The sequence below is a fragment of the Sphingomonas gei genome (genome assembly GCF_004792685.1).
GTDB classification, from domain to species: domain Bacteria; phylum Pseudomonadota; class Alphaproteobacteria; order Sphingomonadales; family Sphingomonadaceae; genus Sphingomonas; species Sphingomonas gei.
This window is the reverse complement of record NZ_SRXT01000001.1, coordinates 713171-731947: the sequence shown is the minus strand read 5'-3', so window position 1 is coordinate 731947 and position 18777 is coordinate 713171. Positions and strand designations below refer to the sequence as shown.

At 66.0% G+C, this 18777-nt stretch carries 16 protein-coding genes; 10 read left to right on the top strand and 6 right to left on the bottom strand.

The window, feature by feature from the left end; translation table 11 throughout:
• Nucleotides 1–2: 2 nt before the first annotated feature.
• From E5A73_RS03305 to E5A73_RS03290, 4 genes are all read left to right on the top strand, one after another.
• A complete protein-coding gene (locus E5A73_RS03305; RefSeq protein ID WP_135962338.1) occupies nt 3–1580 on the top strand; it encodes a tetratricopeptide repeat protein in 1578 nt (525 codons plus the stop codon).
• A complete protein-coding gene (locus E5A73_RS03300) occupies nt 1580–2386 on the top strand; it encodes a 4-(cytidine 5'-diphospho)-2-C-methyl-D-erythritol kinase (RefSeq protein ID WP_135962337.1) in 807 nt (268 codons plus the stop codon). Before E5A73_RS03305 ends, E5A73_RS03300 begins: the two co-directional genes overlap by 1 nt.
• Before the next feature lie 217 nt (nt 2387–2603).
• Nucleotides 2604–3674, top strand: a complete 1071-nt coding sequence (recA, locus tag E5A73_RS03295) for a recombinase RecA (RefSeq protein WP_206366363.1) — start codon at nt 2604–2606, stop codon at nt 3672–3674.
• 196 nt (nt 3675–3870) lie between these two features.
• Nucleotides 3871–4494: a glutathione S-transferase family protein gene (locus E5A73_RS03290; RefSeq protein WP_135962336.1), complete on the top strand. Its 624-nt coding sequence runs from the start codon at nt 3871–3873 to the stop codon at nt 4492–4494.
• A 194-nt stretch (nt 4495–4688) separates the two neighbouring features.
• Here the strand turns inward: E5A73_RS03290 and E5A73_RS03285 are convergent, their stop codons facing one another.
• On the bottom strand, nt 4689–6014 hold the full coding sequence (locus E5A73_RS03285) for a dicarboxylate/amino acid:cation symporter (RefSeq protein ID WP_135962335.1): 1326 nt from the start codon (nt 6012–6014) through the stop codon (nt 4689–4691).
• 100 nt (nt 6015–6114) lie between these two features.
• Here E5A73_RS03285 and E5A73_RS03280 point away from each other — a divergent pair, with 100 nt between their 5' ends.
• The 3 genes from E5A73_RS03280 (at nt 6115) to alaS (ending at nt 10688) form a co-directional block, all read left to right on the top strand.
• Nucleotides 6115–7380, top strand: coding sequence for a M24 family metallopeptidase (locus E5A73_RS03280; RefSeq protein WP_135962334.1), 1266 nt, complete (start codon nt 6115–6117; stop codon nt 7378–7380).
• 67 nt (nt 7381–7447) lie between these two features.
• A complete protein-coding gene (locus E5A73_RS03275; protein ID WP_135962333.1) occupies nt 7448–7981 on the top strand; it encodes a hypothetical protein in 534 nt (177 codons plus the stop codon).
• A 55-nt stretch (nt 7982–8036) separates the two neighbouring features.
• Nucleotides 8037–10688: an alanine--tRNA ligase gene (gene alaS, locus E5A73_RS03270; protein ID WP_135962332.1), complete on the top strand. Its 2652-nt coding sequence runs from the start codon at nt 8037–8039 to the stop codon at nt 10686–10688.
• Between the two features lie 54 nt (nt 10689–10742).
• On the opposite strand, the gene E5A73_RS03265 is transcribed toward alaS, so the two are convergent.
• From E5A73_RS03265 to E5A73_RS03250, 4 genes are all read right to left on the bottom strand, one after another.
• Nucleotides 10743–11267: a hypothetical protein gene (locus tag E5A73_RS03265; RefSeq protein ID WP_135962331.1), complete on the bottom strand. Its 525-nt coding sequence runs from the start codon at nt 11265–11267 to the stop codon at nt 10743–10745.
• 77 nt (nt 11268–11344) lie between these two features.
• Entirely contained in the window at nt 11345–13123 is a 1779-nt protein-coding gene (locus E5A73_RS03260; RefSeq protein ID WP_420822558.1) for a cation:proton antiporter domain-containing protein, read from the bottom strand.
• A gap of 256 nt (nt 13124–13379) precedes the next feature.
• The gene (locus E5A73_RS03255) at nt 13380–14603 is read right to left on the bottom strand and encodes an NADP-dependent isocitrate dehydrogenase (RefSeq protein WP_135962329.1); all 1224 of its coding nucleotides are present in this window, start codon (nt 14601–14603) and stop codon (nt 13380–13382) included.
• Between the two features lie 266 nt (nt 14604–14869).
• Entirely contained in the window at nt 14870–15490 is a 621-nt protein-coding gene (locus E5A73_RS03250) for a class I SAM-dependent methyltransferase (RefSeq protein ID WP_135962328.1), read from the bottom strand.
• 245 nt (nt 15491–15735) lie between these two features.
• Between E5A73_RS03250 and E5A73_RS03245 the strand changes: the two genes are divergently transcribed.
• Nucleotides 15736–16464: a phosphatidylserine decarboxylase gene (locus E5A73_RS03245; protein WP_135962327.1), complete on the top strand. Its 729-nt coding sequence runs from the start codon at nt 15736–15738 to the stop codon at nt 16462–16464.
• Nucleotides 16461–17336, top strand: coding sequence for a CDP-alcohol phosphatidyltransferase family protein (locus E5A73_RS03240; RefSeq protein WP_135962326.1), 876 nt, complete (start codon nt 16461–16463; stop codon nt 17334–17336). Before E5A73_RS03245 ends, E5A73_RS03240 begins: the two co-directional genes overlap by 4 nt.
• On the opposite strand, the gene E5A73_RS03235 is transcribed toward E5A73_RS03240, so the two are convergent.
• A complete protein-coding gene (locus E5A73_RS03235; protein ID WP_135962325.1) occupies nt 17275–17490 on the bottom strand; it encodes a hypothetical protein in 216 nt (71 codons plus the stop codon). The two genes, E5A73_RS03240 and E5A73_RS03235, sit on opposite strands and share 62 nt — an antisense overlap.
• A gap of 270 nt (nt 17491–17760) precedes the next feature.
• On the opposite strand from E5A73_RS03235, the gene rpsB reads away from it, so the two are divergent.
• Entirely contained in the window at nt 17761–18672 is a 912-nt protein-coding gene (gene rpsB, locus E5A73_RS03230) for a 30S ribosomal protein S2 (protein ID WP_135962324.1), read from the top strand.
• The last annotated feature ends 105 nt before the right edge of the window (nt 18673–18777 follow it).

The following is an 18777-nucleotide window of genomic DNA, read 5'->3' as shown; positions in this document are numbered from 1 at the left end:
TCGTGCTCGCCTTGCTCCTCGCGGGAGCGGCGTACGCACAGCCGGAGAGCGATCCGACGTCGTATGTCCGTGCCCGCGCCGCCGATGCCGCGGGCGCTGCACAGCTCGCCTCGGCGGGCTATGCCGAAGCTCTGGCAGCCGCGCCGGGGGACGAAGTGATCGCGTTGCGCGCATATCGCCAGGCGCTCGCGGTGGGCGATTATGCGCTCGCCAGCCGCGCGGGAGCGGCGCTGGTCAAGGCCGGGATGGCGCCGCCCGACACCGCAGTGCTCGCCTTCGCGATCGCGCTGAAGAACCGCGATCCCGCCGGTGCCGGATACGCCGCCGATCTGCTCGCCAAGGGACCGTTCGATTTCCTCGCCCCGGCGCTCAGGGCGTGGCTCGCCTTCGATCGCGGTCAGGACGCCGTGGCGCTGCTCGATGCCGCGCCGGGGGACGCACTTGCGCGCCGCTACACCAGCCGGCACCGCATCCTGCTGCTCATCGCCGCCAGGCGGACCAACGAAGCGATGGCCGCGCTCGCCGCCAGCCTCGCCACGCGGGACAGCGACGATGTGCGGATCGACGCCGCCTTGCTGCTCGGCCGCACCGGCGCGCGCGATCAGGCAAAGCGGCTGCTTGCCGGCAACCGTCCCGAATTCACTCGGCTGCAGAAGCAGTTCGGCAAGCACGGCAAGCCCGATGCCGCGTTCGGCGCCGCGCGGATGTTCCTCGATCTCGCGGTCGAGATCGCCGGCGAGGAGATGCAGCCGCTTTCGGTGGCGCTGACTCGCGCCGCCTTGCTGCTCGACCCGCGCGACGATCGCGCGCGGCTGTTCCTGGCCGAGGCGTTGTCGCAGGGCGGGTCGCACGATCTTGCGCTCGGCGTTCTAGCCGAGGTCCGTCGCGACAGCCCGTTCGCACGCGGTGCGGCGGCGGGCCGGGTCGCGGCGCTGCGTCGGGCGGGCCGCCTGCCCGAAGCGCTGATGCTCGCCGAGACGCTGGCGAGCGATGCCGGCGCCACTGGCGCCGACAGCGAGACCTGGGGCGACATGCTCGTCGATCAGGGGCGCTTCGATCTTGCCGCAAGCGCCTATGCCGCGGCGATCGCCCGTCCCGGCGGCGAGACCAATTGGATGCTCCATTACCTCGAGGGCCGCGCGCTCGATCGCGCCGGCCGGTGGAGCGAGGCGCTGCCCGCGCTTCAGCGCGCAGTCGTGCTTGGCCCCGAACAGGCGCTGGCGCTCAAATATCTCGGCTATGCGCAGGTCGCGCGCGGCGAGGATTTGGCCGGCGCGCAGGCGCTGCTCGAACGCGCGCGGGCGCTCAAGCCCGACGATGCCGAGATCGCCGATTCGCTCGCCTGGGCATGGTTTCAGCGCGGCGAAGTGACCAAGGCACTGCCGCTGCTCGAAGAGGCGGTGAAGGGCGACCCCTCGGCCACCCGCGCCAACGAGCATCTCGGCGACGCCTATTGGCGGCTCGGGCGGCATTACGAGGCGCGCTATGCGTGGCGCGCCGCGACCCTCGCTGCCGAGAATGACGCGACCCCGCGGCTCGAGGCCAAGCTCGCCCATGGACTGAAGCCGCAGGCGAATTGATGCTGACCGAAATCGCGCGCGCCAAGCTCAATTTGGCGCTCCACGTCCGTGCCCGTCGCCCTGACGGCTATCATGAACTCGAGACCCTGTTCGCGTTCGTCGAATATGGCGACGTGCTGTGCGTGGCGCCTGCCGAAGCGCCGGCCTTCCAAATTACCGGTCCGTTCGCCGCCGCGCTCGCCGGGGAGGGGGACAATCTCGTAACCCGAGCCGCCGCCCGCTTTGCAGAGACCTTTGGTGGCGGCGCGCACGCGATCCATCTCGAAAAGCACTTGCCCGTCGCCTCGGGCATCGGCGGCGGCTCGGCCGATGCCGCGGCCACCTTGCGTGCGCTCGCCGGGCTCCACGATGTGGCCCTCGACGATCCCCGCCTGTTCGCCATCGCCGACGGACTCGGCTCGGACGTCCCCGCCTGCCTGCTCGGCGGGACCGCAATCGGCAAGGGCAGGGGCGAACGGCTCGAACCGGTGGCGGGGATGCCCGGCACTCCGGTGCTGCTGGTCAACCCCGGCGTCGCAGTATCGACCGCCGAGGTGTTCCGCCGCTGGGACGGGGTCGACCGCGGCCCGCTCGGCGCCGATCCGCTCGCCGGTCGCAACGACCTGGAGGCGCCGGCCCGCGTGATCGCTCCGGTGATCGGCGATGTGCTCGAAGCGCTCGCGGCACAGGACGGCGTCACCCTCGCCCGGATGTCGGGCTCGGGCGCCACTTGCTTCGCGCTGTTCGAGGACGCGAAGGCATGTGCGGCCGCCGCTGCCGGCGTGGCCCGCTTTGGCTGGTGGTCCGTCGAGACGACGTTGATCTGAAAAATTCCTCCCTCGCGCAGCGGGGGAGGTGGCGCCAAAGGCGACGGAGGGGGCCTCTCCACAAGCACCGCCCGCTGCCCAGCCCCTCCGTCACGCTGCGCGAGGGCGAATTCAAATACCGAAAGTTCCCCTCTTGTTCCGCAAGAACAAATGCTGTACATACTGCACAGACGCAGTTGAACCATGGGGTCAAACCCTTTAGCGACGGGATACGAAAATGGCAGCTTCCCTAAAGGTGATCGACGGCAACATGGCAGCATCCACGGACAAGCAGAAGGCGCTCGAAGCCGCCCTCGCACAGATCGACCGCGCTTTCGGCAAGGGCAGCGCGATGCGGCTCGGGTCGAAGGAGACGATGCAGGTCGAGACGATTTCGACCGGCAGCCTCGGGCTCGACATCGCGCTCGGCGTCGGTGGGCTGCCGCGCGGCCGCGTGATCGAAGTCTATGGCCCCGAAAGCTCGGGCAAGACCACGCTCGCGCTCCATGTCATCGCCGAGGCGCAGCGCGGCGGCGGCACTGCGGCGTTCGTCGATGCAGAGCATGCGCTCGACCCGGTCTATGCCAAGAAGCTCGGGGTCAATATCGACGAACTGATCGTCTCGCAGCCCGATACCGGCGAGCAGGCGCTCGAGATCGTCGACACGCTGGTGCGGTCGAACGCGATCGACGTGCTCGTGATCGATTCGGTCGCCGCGCTGGTTCCCCGCGCCGAAATCGAAGGCGAGATGGGCGACAGCCATGTCGGCCTGCAGGCCCGCTTGATGTCGCAGTCGCTTCGGAAGCTCACCGGCTCGATCAGCCGCTCGCGCTGCATGGTGATCTTCATCAACCAGCTGCGCATGAAGATCGGCGTGATGTACGGCAATCCCGAGACCACGACGGGCGGCAACGCGCTGAAATTCTACGCTTCGGTCCGCCTCGACATCCGCCGCACCGGCCAGATCAAGGATCGCGACGAGATCATCGGCAACGCCACCCGCGTCAAGGTGGTCAAGAACAAGGTCGCGCCGCCGTTCAAGCAAGTCGAGTTCGACATCATGTACGGCCAGGGCATCTCCAAGATCGGCGAGATCCTCGATCTCGGGGTCAAGGCCGGGCTCGTCGAGAAATCGGGCGCGTGGTTCAGCTATGACAGCATCCGCATCGGCCAGGGCCGCGAGAATTCGAAGACCTTCCTCAAGGAAAATCCCGAACTCTGCACCCGGCTCGAGACTGCGATCCGCGCGCGCACCGATCAGGTTGCCGAAGGGTTGATGGCCGGTCCGGAGCCCGACGACGATATCTGAGCACGCGCTTCAGTGTGACCTTGGTGTGACTTTAGGCCGCGCCGGCATGACCTGATGCCGAGCGCGGTCACGGGAGCCTCTCCCATCGGACGACCCGGCGCATTGCCCTGCGCCGGGTCTTTCCGTTTGACGCGTTGTGGCGCAAGTTGGTTCGCCACGCCTGCTAAGATCGCGAAATAAGGGAAGCTGAGCCGAGATGATCACCGTCCACCACCTCGAAAATTCGCGTTCGCAGCGCATCCTGTGGCTGCTCGAGGAACTCGGGCTGCCGTATCAGGTCAAGCGCTACGCGCGGAACAAGACGACGATGCTCGCCCCGCCCGAACTCCGCCAGGTCCATCCGCTCGGCAAGTCGCCGGTGATCGAGGACGACGGCGCGATCGTCGCCGAGACTGGCGCGATCGTCGAATATCTGGTCGAGAGAGGCGACGGTCGCCTGGGCGCACCCGCGCACCGCGACGATGCGCTGCGCTATCGTCACTTCCTCCATTATGCCGAGGGCTCGCTGATGCCGCCCTTGTTCACCAAGCTCGTGCTCAGCCGCGTACCGCTGCTCGGCAAGGTCGCGCAGAAGAAGTTCCAGCCGATGGTCGACGTCCATCTCGATTATGTCGAGGCGGAGCTCGCCGCTCGGCCGTGGTTCGCCGGCAAGGACTTCACTGCCGCCGACGTCATGATGAGCTTCCCGCTCGAAGCCGCAGTCACCCGCGCCACCGCGACCGAGGGCCGTCCGCACATCGCCGCCTGGCTGACGAAGATCCACGCTCGGTCGGCCTATCAGGCCGCGCTGAAGGCTGGCGGGCCCTATGCCTATGCCTGAATTGAGGATGGCCCCTCGATGTGCTCGGCATGACCGGGCTTGAAATGTAGGATTTCGTCTGCTTGGCTGGGCAGGCTGGCAATCCGGCCGCTCTTTGACTCGGTAGACGCGCAAGGGTACCGAATTTTCGCGCAAGAAATTGCCGAATACGTCGCGTTTCCGCCAACCGAGTCAATTCAAGCGCGGCAATCGCCTCAATGCTTGCCATAATCCTCGAACCTGGCCTCGTCGCCAGGAAGCGGCGCCTTGGGCAGCACGATCACTTCGTCGGGATCCTGCGGCGGATCGAGCTGCCCCTCCCAGCGCGCCACCACCGTCGCCGCGACGGCGTTGCCGATCACATTGGTCGCGGTGCGGCCCATGTCGAGGAAATGGTCGACCGCGAGGATCAGCAATATGCCCGCCTCGGGGATCTGGAAGTGCGACAGCGTCCCGGTGATCACCACCAGGCTGGCGCGCGGCACGCCGGCAATGCCCTTGCTGGTGATCATCAGCATCAGCAGCATGACGATCATCGTCCCCCAGTCGAGGTGGATGCCATACGCCTGGGCGATGAAGATCGACGCGAACGTCATGTACATCATCGAGCCGTCGAGGTTGAACGAATAGCCGAGCGGCAGCACGAAGCTGGCGATCCGCGGCGGCACCCCGAACTTGTCGAGCGCTTCCAAAGTCCGCGGATAGGCGGCCTCCGACGAAGCCGTCGAGAAACCGAGCAGGATCGGGTCGCGCAGATAGCGCAGCAAGGTGCCGGTACGCGGCCCAACGAACAGGAAGCAGGCGCCGAGCAGCACTGCCCACAATACGAACAGCCCGATGTAGAAGCTGGCCATGAAGTAAGCGAGATCGCCGACCACGCCGAGCCCCCGCGTCGCCAAAGTCCGCGCCACCGCGCAGAACACCGCGACCGGTGCGAACAGCATCACATAGCCGGTGACGGTCAGCATCACCGAGACCAGCGCCTCGAGCCCGCGCAGCAGCGGCGCCGCCTTCTCGCCGACCGCAGCCATGCCGACGCCGAAGAACAACGAGAAGATCACCAGCTGGAGGATGTCGTTGGTCGCCATTGCGTCGATCGCCGAAGTCGGCACGATGTGGATGAAGAATTTGGCGACGTCGAAGTTCGAGCGGTCGACTCCGCTCGATGCCGCGACATCAGGCAGCGGCAGGTTGAGGCCGACGCCGGGCTGGAGCACATTGACGAGGATCAGCCCGAGAGTCAGCGAGATCAGGCTGGCAGTGACGAACCACAGGAAGGCCTTGATCCCGACCCGGCCGATCGCGCCGGTGCCGCCCATATGCGCGATGCCGACGACCAGGGTCGAGACGACCAGCGGCGCGATGATCATCTTGATCAGATGGAGGAACATCTGGGTGGGGATGTCGAACCAGTAACTGATCCCCGCCAGCCGCGCGGCGGCGGCAGGGGTGCCGTCGTCATAGGCGACATTGAGCCCCCAGCCGATCACGCCGCCCAGCAGCAGCCCGGCCAGAATGAACCATGTCAGTCGCTTGCCCACGAAAATCCCCTGGAAAATATTGACGGCAGGGAAGGGGATTGTCGCCGCCGGGTCAAGGACCCTATCGCGGATGTCCACGCAAATTTGCCGGAGTCGCCAGATGATACGCCATCCCAGCCTCAGCCGCCGCACGCTGATCCGGGCAGCCGGCGCGGCGCCGTTGCTGGCGCTGCCGGGCCTGCTCCGCGCCGAGGAGCCCGATGTTTCGGCGCTCGGCGACATCACCACCGATTCGGTGCCGATCGGCCGCGCCGAACGCCTCGCCCGCCTCGCCCGGGCGCAGGTGCTGATGAAGGCGGCGGGGATCGGCGCGGTGCTGATCGAACCCGGCTCGTCGCTGATCTACTTCACCGGCGTGCGCTGGGGGCGAAGCGAGCGGCTTACCGCGGCGATCCTGCCGGTCGAGGGCGAGCCGTGCATCGTCACGCCGTTCTTCGAAGAGCCGTCGGTACGCGAAAGCCTCGGCATCCCGGCCGAAATCCGCGTCTGGCAGGAAGACGAAGACCCGCTTGCATTGGTCGCCGGCTTCCTCAGGGAGCGCAAGCTGGCCTCTCGGCCGATCGGCATCGAGGAGACCATGCGCTATTTCGCCGTCGATGCCTTCCAGCGCGCGCTGCCCGGTGCGAAAATCGTCTCGGGGAATCCGGTGGTGCGGGGTTGCCGGATGATCAAGACGGCCCCCGAAATCGCGCTGATGCAGCGTGCCACCGACGTGACCGCCGCCGCGTATCGCTGGACCTATCCCCGCATCCGCGAAGGCATGACCAACGCGGACATCGCCGCGCTGATGGCGGCGGCCACGCGGAAGCTGGGGGGCTCGGTCGAGTTCAACCTGATCCTGCTCGGCGAGGCCGCGGCCTATCCGCACGGCTCCCGCAAGCCGCAACGCGTCACGCCGGGCGAAGTCGTGCTGATGGACTGCGGCTGTACCGTCCAGGGCTATCAGTCGGACGTCTCGCGCAGCTTCGTCTTCGGCAAGCCGAGCGCGGAGCAGCGCAAGGTCTGGGACCAAGTGGCGCGCGGCCAGCAGATCGCCTTCGAAGCCGCGCGGCTCGGGGCCCCGGCGGGCAACGTCGACGATGCAGTGCGGCGCTATTACACCTCGCTCGGCTATGGCCCCGGCTACAAGCTGCCCGGCCTGTCGCACCGCACCGGTCACGGCATCGGCATGGACGGCCACGAGCCGGTCAACCTCGTCCACGGCGAGAAGACTCCGCTGGCACCGGGCATGTGCTTCTCCAACGAGCCCGGCATCTACATCCCCGGCAGCTTCGGCATCCGGCTCGAGGATTGTTTCCACCTGACCGAGGCAGGCCCGCACTGGTTCAGCCGGCCGCCGACTTCGATCGACACGCCCTTCACCTGAGCCGCGCCGCCTTCGAGTTGATGGGGCAGCTATGCTATGCTCGCCGGACGATCTGAGGAGGCCGATCATGCCTTGGAACAGTCTGCTTGCCGGCGCGACCGGCGGCGCTGCGATCTTCATCGTTTTCGTCCTGCTGTTCGGCCAGGGGCTGATCGGCTCGCTGCTCAAGCTGATCGACACCCGAACCCGCCAAATCGAACTGCGCAACGATCTGCTGCTCAGGGCGATGGACGGCTATGACCTGCAATTGTCGAAGACCCGCGAAGCGCGTTACCTCGAACTGTGGACCCTCACCGCGCCGATCCCCAAATGGCCACGCAACCCGGGATTGACCTTCGCTCGCCTCGAAAAGCTCTCGCGCGAGCTGCGCGACTGGTATTTCGCCGGCGGCGGCCTCTATCTCTCGCAGGAGGCCCGAAAGGTCTATGGCGGAGCGCAGAAGGCGATCTGCCGCCGGCTCGGCCCGCGGGGAGACGCTGAGGTGCCAGACCAGGTCTATGACGCGATCCAGCAGGCGCTGTCACGCCTGCGGACCACGCTGACCAATGATCTCGCCACGCGGCGCGAGATCCATGCGCTCGAGGCGATTCGGAAGCGGTGATGCTGATCGAACCGTTTCACTTGAGCGAAACGCCGCGCGCCCCTAAGTCGCACCCATGACTTCCACGAACGACATCCGCCGCAGCTTCCTCGACTATTTCGAAGGCCAGGGACACGCGCGTGTCCCCTCCGCGCCGCTGGTGCCCCACAACGATCCGACCTTGATGTTCGTCAACGCCGGCATGGTGCCGTTCAAGAACGTGTTCACTGGCCTCGAGGCGCGCCCTTATTCGACCGCGACCAGCTCGCAGAAATGCGTCCGTGCGGGCGGCAAGCACAATGATCTCGACAATGTCGGCTATACCGCGCGCCACCACACCTTCTTCGAAATGCTCGGCAATTTCTCGTTCGGCGACTATTTCAAGGAACAGGCGATCACCCATGCGTGGACGCTGCTGACGCGCGAATGGGGCATTCCGGCGGACAAGCTCACCGCAACGGTCTATCACACCGACGATCAGGCGTTCGATCTATGGAAGAAGATCGCCGGGCTTCCCGAGAGCCGCATCATCCGCATCGCGACCAAGGACAATTTCTGGGCGATGGGCTCGGACGGCCCGTGCGGCCCGTGCTCGGAGATCTTCTACGATCACGGCGACCACATCTATGGCGGCCCGCCGGGCTCGCCCGAGGAAGATGGCGACCGCTTCGTCGAGATATGGAACCTCGTTTTCATGCAATATCTGCAGGAAAATGACGTTCAGATCGGCGAGCTGCCCCGCCCGAGCATCGACACCGGCATGGGGCTCGAGCGCGTCGCCGCGGTGCTCCAGGGAGTGCACGACAATTACGATACCGATACCTTCAAGGCGCTGATCGCCGAGAGCGGCGCGCTCACCGGTGCCGTGACCACCGGCGACAACCAGGCGAGCCACCGCGTGATCGCCGATCACCTGCGCGCCTCGGGATTTCTCGTCGCCGACGGCGTGCTGCCGGCTAACGAAGGGCGCGGCTATGTCCTGCGGCGGATCATGCGCCGCGCGATGCGGCATGCGCATCTGCTCGGCGCCAAGGATCCGCTGATGCACCGGATGGTCCCTTCGTTGGTCGCCGAAATGGGTGCGGCCTATCCCGAGCTCGTCCGTGCGCAGCCGCTGATCGAGGCGACGCTGCTCCAGGAAGAGACCCGCTTCCGCCAGACGCTGGCGAACGGCTTGCGCCTGCTCGACGAGGCCACGCAAGGTCTGGCGGAGGGGGACACGCTTCCCGGCGAAACTGCGTTCAAGCTCTACGACACCTTCGGCTTCCCCTATGACCTGACCGAGGACGCATTGCGCGCCAACGGCATCGGCGTCGACCGCGCGGGCTTCGACACCGCGATGGCCGAACAAAAGCGCGCCGCCCGCGCGGCGTGGAAGGGTTCGGGCGACAAGGCCAGCGACGAAGTCTGGTACGATATCACCGACGCGCTCGGCAGCACCGAGTTCATTGGCTATTCGGGCACCCAAGGCGAGGGCCAGGTCGTGGCTATCGTTGGAGACGGTGCGCGCGTCGACAAAGCGGGTGTCGGGGAGGCGGTGACCATCCTCACCAACCAGACGCCGTTCTACGGCGAATCGGGTGGCCAGATGGGCGATGCCGGCGTGATCGCCAACGACAAGATGCGTGCGATCGTCGACGACACTTCGAAGCCGCTCGGCCGGCTTCATGCGCATCATGCGAAGATCGAAAGCGGCGAAATCGCCGTTGGCGACACGGTCCGGCTTTCGGTCGACGCGGTGCGTCGCGACCAAATCCGCGCCAATCACAGCGCGACGCATTTGCTCCACGCCGCACTGCGCAAGCGCCTCGGCGGTCATGTCACGCAGAAGGGCAGCCTGGTTGCGCCCGATCGGCTGCGCTTCGACTTCTCGCATCCCTCGGCATTGAGCGCGCAGGACATCGCCGACGTCGAGGCCGATGTGAACGCCCAGATCCGCCACAACGAGGCAGTCGGAACGCGGCTGATGACCCCCGAGGATGCGATCGCCGCGGGCGCGATGGCGCTGTTCGGCGAGAAATATGGCGATGAGGTCCGCGTCCTCTCGATGGGTCTGGGCGACGACACGCATTACTCGGTCGAATTGTGCGGCGGCATCCATGTCAATGCGACGGGCGATATCGCGCTCTTCAAGATCGTCTCGGAAAGCGCGGTCTCCTCGGGCATCCGCCGCATCGAGGCGCTGACCGGCGAGGCGGCGCGGCAATGGCTCAACGCCCGCGACGAGCGGCTCAAGGAAGCCGCCGCGGTGCTCAAGAGCGCGCCCGACGAAGTGCCGGCACGCGTCGCTGCTTTGGTCGAGGAGCGCCGCCGGCTCGAGCGCGAGCTCGCCGATGCGAAGAAGGCGCTGGCATTGGGCGGCGGTGCCGCCGCGGCACCCGCCGGCCCGGAGCAAGTCAACGGGATCAACTTCGTCGGCCAGGTGCTCGAGGGGCTCGACCCCAAGGCGCTGCGCGGCGCAGTCGACGAGGCGAAGGCGCGGATCGGCGGCGGTGTGGTCGCATTGGTCGCAGTCAATGAGGGCCGTGCCTCGGTCGCGGTCGGCGTCAGCGACGGGCTGGGCCTGAGCGCGGTCGACCTGGTCAAGGCTGCGGTGACCGTGCTCGGCGGGCAGGGCGGCGGCGGCCGGCCCGACATGGCGCAGGGCGGCGGTCCTGACGGAGCCAAGGGCTCGGACGCGATCGACGCGGTCAAAGGCGCGCTGATGGGAGCCCGCGAACCGGCGTGACCGGGTTGCACCATGATTGGCGCACAGCCGGCGGACCCGCGCGCTGGATATCGATCAACGCCCTACCGCATAGCCTTCGCCCGGCGCGACCCAGGTCACCGTCTGGCTGAGCTCGGGGTGCACCACACCGTCCAGCGTCACCACGCTGCGCGTCACGCCGTCCTCGGTGCGATCGAGGTAGCAGCGCTTCTTGCCCTGGATCGGCTGCACCGCACCGAGCACCTGCAGCCGTATCGCATTGTCGGCATTCGGGGCCAGGGGCCGGCCACTGCTGAGCAACGTGCCGTTCTGGAAGTCGCTCGTTCGCATCATCGCGCAGACTCCGCCTTGCTCGACCCGGCCGAAGGTCTTGTAGCGCAGCAGGACCGTCGAATCGCGTGAGACCAATCCGGTCACCGTGGCATCGAAGTCGCCGTCGCTATCCACCTTGTATCGAATGATCGCGTGGCAAGTGAGCCGCGCCGCATTGGGCGCGATGCAGCGCAATTTTCCTTCGCGCGCCGGCGCCAGGGGATCGGCGGACGCTGCGGGTGCGGATTGTCCGGCGAGCAAGCCGGCAAGCAAAAGGGCAGCGATCATCAAATATGCTCCTGATTGACGCGCCGGGATGCGCGCTCGCGCAGCGCCCCGCAAGCCCGTGTTCGATACCTGTTTTGCTATCCGGCTTCGGTCTGCCGCATGCGCCGCAGCCGCATCCGCGGTTCGCGGTCGAGATCCGAGGCTTCCTTGATCTGCTTGCGCATCTCGTCGCGCTTCTCGTGGATCGACGCGATCACCGGCCCCACCGCGATGCCGACATCGACGAGCACCGCTTCCGAAAGCTGGAGCGAGCTCTCGAGTGTCTCGGGCACGGCATCGGTGGCACCCGCTTTGTAGAGCTCGGCGGCATGCGCGCCGTCACGGGCGCGGGCGATGATCGGCAGATCGGGAACCCAGCCCCGCACGCGCTTGGTAAGCCGTACGGTGAGCACCGGATCGTCCATCGTCAGCACCAGCGCCTTGGCATGGCCGAGCTTGAGCTGGTCGACCAGCTCGTTGCGGGTCACATCCCCGAACAATACGGCGTAGCCCTCCTTGCGCGCGGTGTTGACGTTGTCGATGTCGGCGTCGACCCCGAGATACGGCAGATCGTGGCGCCGCAGCATGTCGGCGACGGTGCGCCCGACCCGGCCGAAGCCGATGACGATCGTGCCCGGGCCGGCTGCAGCCACGGCTGCCGGCGCATCGTCTTTCTCCTGCTGCTCGATCAGCCGCGAGAACAATTGGCCCGCCTTGGCCAGCAGCGGCGTGGCGGTCAGTCCGATCGCGGTTACGGTGGTCCAGAACGCGGCGGTGCCGCCCGAGATCAACCCTGCGGCACCGGCGACGCCGAGCACGATCAGCGTCGTCTCGGACGGGCTCGCCATCAGCACGCCGGTCTCGGTGGCGGTGCCGGTACGCGCGCCGGAGAGCTTGAGCAGTCCCGTGGTCACGGCGACCTTGACCACCATCACCATCACGGTCGCGCCCAGCAAAGGCGCCCAATTGGCGATGACGAAGCCGAGATCGAGTCGCATTCCCACGGTGATCAGGAACACGCCGAGCGCGAGGCCCTTGAACGGCGCCGTGATCGCCTCGACTTCGCCGTGATATTCGGTCTCGGCGATCAGCAGCCCGGCAATCAGCGCGCCGACGATCGGGGACAAGCCGGCAGCGGCGGTCGCCAGGCTGGCGGCGATCACGACGAGCAGGCTGGCGGCGAGGAACAGTTCGGGGCTCTTGGTGCGCGCCGCCTGGCCGAACATCCGCGGTAGCAGCACCCGTCCGCCGACGAACAATATCGCGACCGTCAGGATTCCCAGCCCGAGCGTCGTGAGCAGTCCCATCGCTCCGGCGGCGCCCGCCGACGGTGCCAAAGCGCCCAGACCGAAGATGATCGGGACCAGCGCCAGATCTTCGAACAGCAACATCGCGAACGCGGCGCGGCCCACCGCGCTGGTCGTTCCCGCGATCGGGATCACCAACGCAGTCGAAGACAAAGCGAGAGCGAGCCCGAGCCCGATCGCGCCGCCGGTGCTGAGCCCGGTCAAATAGAGCGCGGCGGCGAGGATCAGGCCAGCGCCGAGCAGTTCCGCCGCGCCGACGCCGAAGACCAGCTTGCGCATCGCCCATAATCGCTTGAACGAGAGCTCGAGCCCGATCGAAAACAGCAGCAGGATGATGCCGAATTCGGCGAACGGCTCGATCGAATGCGCATCCGAGATGGTGAAATAATAGAGCCATGGGCTCTGGCCGATCAGCGAACCGAGCCCGGCGGGTCCCACCAGCGCGCCGACGAGGATGAACCCGATGACGGGACTGATCCGGAAGCGCGCAAAGGCGGGGATGACCAGCCCGGCGGCGCCCAGAATCACCAGCGCGTCGCTGAATCCGCTATTCTGCAGAGTGAGCATCAGCCGATCCGCGCGCTGAATTGATTCAATTGGCGGAAATTGCGTTCATTTCGCAATTTTATTTCGTGAGACCGGCAATCGAGGGGCAGGCTGGGAGCGGAACAAACCATGCTGCATATGCCAGCATTTCTACTCCTACATTGCAACCCGTAGCGCGGATTGGCCGCGACACTCGCGGCGTTGCCCATGCGCGGATTCCCCAGGGCTGCACAAAAAAGGGCGGCTGCGGCCGCCCTTTCCGTTTTGCCGGGGTCGCCGGTTATTGCCAGCTGCCCATTTCGTTCTCGAGATTGACGCGAACCGTCTCGAAGAACTGCTCGGTCGTCATCCAGGCCTGTTCGGGTCCGATCAGCAAGGCGAGGTCCTTGGTCATCGCACCGCTCTCGACGGTCTTGATGCAGACCGCTTCCAGCGTTTCGGCGAAGCGTGTGACGTCCGGCGTGCCGTCGAACTTGCCGCGATACCGAAGGCCGCCAGTCCATGCGAAGATCGAGGCGATCGGGTTGGTCGAGGTCGCCTTGCCCTGCTGGTGCTGGCGATAGTGACGCGTGACGGTGCCGTGCGCCGCCTCCGCCTCGATCGTCTTGCCGTCGGGGCTCATCAGTACCGAAGTCATCAGCCCGAGCGAGCCGAAGCCCTGCGCGACCTGGTCCGACTGGACGTCGCCGTCATAATTCTTGCACGCCCAGACGAACTCGCCATGCCATTTGAGCGCGGACGCGACCATGTCGTCGATCAGGCGGTGTTCGTAGACGATGCCCGCTTCCTTGAACTTCTCCTGGAAGCCTTCGGTCTCGAACACTTCCTGGAACAGATCCTTGAAGCGGCCGTCATAGGCCTTGAGGATCGTGTTCTTGGTCGAGAGGTACACCGGCCAGCCGAGGTTGAGGCCGTAGTTGAGCGAAGAGCGCGCAAAGTCGCGGATCGAATCATCTAGGTTGTACATCGCCAGCGCGACACCCGCGTCCTTGAAACTGTAGACTTCGCGGTCGATCGTCTCGCCATTATCGCCTTCCCAGACGAGGCGCAGCTTGCCAGCGCCCGGCACCTTGAAGTCGGTGGCGCGATATTGGTCGCCGAATGCGTGGCGGCCGACGACGATCGGCTTGGTCCAGCCCGGAATGAGACGCGGGACGTTGGAGATCACGATCGGCTCGCGGAAGATCGTGCCGCCCAGGATGTTGCGGATCGTGCCATTGGGCGATTTCCACATTTCCTTGAGGCCGAATTCCTCGACGCGCTGCTCGTCCGGGGTGATCGTCGCGCACTTCACGCCGACGCCGTACTGCTTGATCGCTTCTGCCGAATCGATCGTGATCTGGTCGTTGGTCTCGTCGCGCTTCTCGACGCCGAGGTCGTAATATTTCAAGTCGATGTCGAGATAGGGGAGGATCAGGCGCTCGCGGATCCACTGCCAGATGATCCGCGTCATCTCGTCGCCGTCGATCTCCACGACCGGCGTTGCAACCTTGATCTTCGCCATGTGCTCGCTGTCCTCAGTTTAGGGTTTGGGCGAGCGTCTAGGAGGATGGGGAAGGGGGATCAAGCGCCGCTCGCGCGGAAGCTGCGCCTCGCACTCCACGGTTAGTCCGCGAACATATTTTCGGCACCCGCGAATGCGGGAGCCCATCTCCAACATCATCCAGGAGCGCGTCGATGCGTTTGCCGCTCGCTCGCGAGATGGCCCCGTTTCCGCGGGGGAAGGGATTTTATATCCGCGACATGCCCGAAACCGGCCAACAGGCCGCCCTATTTCTTCCACGCCCACCAGAGCTGCGCCGGCGGAATGTTCCACCATTCGACCTCGTGATCGATATGCTCCCAATAGGGCGTCAGGAAGTTCCGGACCTTGGGGTTGTATTGATAGACCAGGAACGCGCCGTCCTTGCGGAGCACGTCGTGCGTCGCCTGGGCGATCGCGTCGCCCACGCCGGCCGGCAGCGTCGAGAAGGGGAGGCCGGATGCGATGAAATCGGCATGCTCGAAGCCGTGATCGGCGACGATCCGCTTGATGTCCGCTGCCGAATCATTGACCGCGATCAAGCGCGGATCATCGATCACATGCTTGAGATAACGGATGAAATCGGGGTTGGTGTCGATCACGATGAGTTTGGCGTCGGGCGCGAGGCGCTCGAGTATCGGACGCGTGAAGGTGCCGACGCCGGGGCCGTATTCGACGAACAGCTTGCAATTCTCCCAGTCGACCGGCGCGAGCATGTGCCGCACCAGACGCTGCGACGAAGAGGCGATCGCGCCCACCATCACCGGGTGCTTGAAGAACCCCTTGAGAAACATCACCCAGGGCGAGGACACTCCGGCGGCGCGCATGCTGGCACGGCGGCGCTTTGCGGAGACGGTCGATGCAGGCATTAGGGTCCTTTGCAGCTGTCGTGGCAAATCCGGCGCAGGCGCCTCTGCCAAAACGAACGAACATTCAAGCGCGGCAATTGCTCCAATCGCGGACAATCGCGCCGAACTCGAACCATTGGCGGCGGCAGATACACCACCAGCCGCGTCCCGCAAAGCCGATCTGCGACGGACCGCCCCGCAGGCGGCCGTACGAAACTCGCGGCGCCGTCTAGGAAAGCGATGGCCATGCGGCTACACCGCGCGGCATGGCATCGCTCGACAAGCCCCCCATTGGTACCTCGAATGTGAAGTGGCGTTTCCCCGACATCCACCCGGAGGGGCGCAAATATGTGCTGATCGCGGGCGCAATCGCGCTCGTCAGCCTGTTCGTCTGGGATTTCATCACCTGGCCGCTCGTGTTCCTCACGCTCGGCGTCGCGGCGTTCTTTCGCGATCCGGTGCGAGTCACGCCACAAGGCGAGGGGCTGATCGTCTCGCCCGCCGACGGGCTGATCACGATGATCGAGCGGGTGGAGCTTCCTCCCGAACTCGCCGGCCCCCATGCTCTGGGGGAAGGCAGCATGCTTCGCGTATCGGTGTTCATGAGCGTGTTCGACGTGCACATCAATCGCACCCCGATCACGGGCACGATTCGCCACGTCATCTATATCGCCGGCAAGTTCATGAACGCCGATTTCGACAAGGCGAGCGAAGAGAATGAGCGCCAGTACATCATCGTCGAGGATAAGAACGGGCTGCGGATCGGGTTCACCCAGATCGCCGGGCTCATTGCCCGGCGCATCGTCAGCTTCGTCAAGGCGGGCGACATGGTGGTCGGCGGTCAGCGGGTCGGCCTGATTCGCTTCGGCAGCCGCGTCGACGTCTTCATTCCGGAAGCGTACGGCGTCGAAGTCGCGCTCGGCCAGCGCGCGATCGCCGGCGAGACGATCCTCGCGCGCTTGGGAGCGCCGCGCGCGGCCGGCGTCGCGCAATGAGGCCGCCCCGGGTGGGCAGGCGAACCATTCCCAGGCTGCGGCGCGAAGGCGGGATCCCGCTTCGCGCGGTGTTGCCCAACACCGTTACTGCGCTCGCGCTCTGCTCGGGCCTCACGGCAATCCGCTTCGCCATTCTCGGCAATTGGGAAGTCGCCGTGCTGATGGTGCTCGCGGCGGCGGTGCTCGACGGGCTCGACGGCAAGATCGCCCGGCTGGTGCGGGCCGAGAGCCGCTTCGGGGCGGAGCTCGACAGTCTGTCCGACGCGATCTCGTTCGGCGTCGCGCCGGCACTGATCCTCTATCTCTGGTCGCTGAACGGTCTTGGCCGTTTCGGCTGGATGATCGCGTTGCTGCTCGCTTTGTTCTGCGCGCTGCGTCTCGCGCGGTTCAATGCGCAGATCGATCGCGAGCATCAGCCGCACAAATCGGCGGGCTTCCTCACCGGAGTGCCGGCGCCCGCCGGCGCGATGCTTGCGCTCGCGCCGGTCTTCCTGTGGAACTGGACCGAAGAACTGCTCCGGCCGCCGGTGAGCGATCTTACGCCAATGCTCTGGGTCGAGACCGTCAATCACTTGCTGCGTACGCCCGCGGTAATCGCGCCGTGGACAGCGTTCATCGCGGTGCTGCTGATTTCGAGCATCGCCACTTTTGCGCCTACCGTCCGCCTCAAGCAGCGGATGCGCTTCGAGGCCATCGCGGTGCTGGTGGTGGTCGTCGCGGCTCTGGTCTCGGCCCCCTGGCCGACGCTGGCGCTGATGGCGGCGTCATATCTCGCCTCGATCCCGTTCAGCGTGCGCAGCTATCGGCGAATCAAGCAGCAGCGCGCAGCGGCGCCCGCATCGGCAGGCGCGCCGGAACGGCTCGAACCGTAACCCGGCTGAGCCGCCCCGGGAGGGCAGGCAGGCTGGATGCAGTGCCGAACAGCTCGGCGAAACGATGAAGCTGCGGGCGGATCGTGGCGATCATCGTCCACACCGAGACAATGAAGGCGGAGCCGAACAGCAGGGCGATCGCAAATCCAGTCATCAAACGGCTCCTGTCCGCGCATAAACAGCGGGAATACAATGATTCCAACGGCTTGGCGTGGCGGGGCGTTCCATGCCCCGCTTCTGAACCCTTTATGTTCCATTAACGTTCCGACGTCAACAGGATGTTCTGAACTTGTTCCGCTTGTTTCCTGCCGGGACTTCGGCTAAAGGCGCCGCCTCAACCCCGCATGGGAAGCATCATAACCCGGTGCCGCGAACGCTTCGCGGTTCCCGCTTCCCAGAGGCTCAACCGGAAGGATTTATCCCTATGGCGGCACCAGTCGTCTCCATGCAGGCATTGCTCGAATCGGGCGCGCACTTCGGCCACCAGACGCATCGCTGGAACCCGAAGATGAAGCCCTACATCTTCGGCGATCGCAACGGCGTCCACATCATCGACCTGTCGCAGACCGTGCCGCTGTTCGCGCGCGCGCTCGAATTCGTGAACTCGACCGTCGCCGCCGGCGGCAAGGTCCTGTTCGTCGGCACCAAGCGCCAGGCGCAGGAGCCGATCGCCGAGGCCGCCCGCCGCGCGAATCAACACTTCGTCAACCATCGCTGGCTGGGCGGCATGCTCACCAACTGGAAGACCATCTCCAACTCGATCAAGCGCCTCAAGACGCTCGAGGAGCAGCTCTCGGGCGACACGCACGGCCTCACCAAGAAGGAAGTGCTGCAGCTCACCCGCGAGAAGGACAAGCTCGAAATGTCGCTGGGCGGCATCCGCGACATGGGCGGCGTTCCCGACATCATGTTCGTGATCGACGCGAACAAGGAAGAGCTGGCGATCAAGGAAGCCAACACGCTCGGCATCCCCGTCGTCGCGATCCTCGATTCGAACGTCAGCCCGGACGGCATCGCCTTCCCGGTTCCGGCGAACGACGACGCCTCGCGCGCCATCCGTCTCTACTGCGAAGCCGTGGCGATCGCCGCGACTCGCGGTGGCCAGGAGCAGCAGCGCAACCAGGGCTTCGACTTCGGCGCCGCCGAGCAGCCCCCGGTGGAGGAAGCGCTCGTCGCTCCGGCACCGGTCGCTGACGAGGCGCCCGCCGCCGACGCTCCGGTGGTGACTGCCGAGGAGTTCGAAGCTCCTGCCGCGCAGGCCGCGGAGCCTGAGGCTCCTGCCGCCGCGACCGAGCCCGAGCAGGCTGAAGAGGGCGAGCGTCAGATCGACGCATAACCCGGGGGGCTTCGACAAGCCTTTCACCGTTCGTGCCAAGCTTGTCGAAGCACCGTCCTTCTTTCGTCATCGACGGGAAGTACGGCCCTTCGACAGGCTCGGGGC

What these genes read in the sequence shown, in the direction of transcription:
- alaS (WP_135962332.1), top strand. Translation starts at nt 8,037, where the DNA reads ATGACTTCCACGAACGACATCCGCCGCAGCTTCCTCGACTATTTCGAA.
- E5A73_RS03255 (WP_135962329.1), bottom strand. Translation starts at nt 14,603, where the DNA reads ATGGCGAAGATCAAGGTTGCAACGCCGGTCGTGGAGATCGACGGCGAC.
- E5A73_RS03235 (WP_135962325.1), bottom strand. Translation starts at nt 17,490, where the DNA reads ATGACTGGATTTGCGATCGCCCTGCTGTTCGGCTCCGCCTTCATTGTC.
- E5A73_RS03245 (WP_135962327.1), top strand. Translation starts at nt 15,736, where the DNA reads ATGGCATCGCTCGACAAGCCCCCCATTGGTACCTCGAATGTGAAGTGG.
- recA (WP_206366363.1), top strand. Translation starts at nt 2,604, where the DNA reads ATGGCAGCTTCCCTAAAGGTGATCGACGGCAACATGGCAGCATCCACG.
- E5A73_RS03240 (WP_135962326.1), top strand. Translation starts at nt 16,461, where the DNA reads ATGAGGCCGCCCCGGGTGGGCAGGCGAACCATTCCCAGGCTGCGGCGC.
- E5A73_RS03280 (WP_135962334.1), top strand. Translation starts at nt 6,115, where the DNA reads ATGATACGCCATCCCAGCCTCAGCCGCCGCACGCTGATCCGGGCAGCC.
- E5A73_RS03300 (WP_135962337.1), top strand. Translation starts at nt 1,580, where the DNA reads ATGCTGACCGAAATCGCGCGCGCCAAGCTCAATTTGGCGCTCCACGTC.
- rpsB (WP_135962324.1), top strand. Translation starts at nt 17,761, where the DNA reads ATGGCGGCACCAGTCGTCTCCATGCAGGCATTGCTCGAATCGGGCGCG.
- E5A73_RS03265 (WP_135962331.1), bottom strand. Translation starts at nt 11,267, where the DNA reads ATGATCGCTGCCCTTTTGCTTGCCGGCTTGCTCGCCGGACAATCCGCA.
- E5A73_RS03290 (WP_135962336.1), top strand. Translation starts at nt 3,871, where the DNA reads ATGATCACCGTCCACCACCTCGAAAATTCGCGTTCGCAGCGCATCCTG.
- E5A73_RS03275 (WP_135962333.1), top strand. Translation starts at nt 7,448, where the DNA reads ATGCCTTGGAACAGTCTGCTTGCCGGCGCGACCGGCGGCGCTGCGATC.
- E5A73_RS03250 (WP_135962328.1), bottom strand. Translation starts at nt 15,490, where the DNA reads ATGCCTGCATCGACCGTCTCCGCAAAGCGCCGCCGTGCCAGCATGCGC.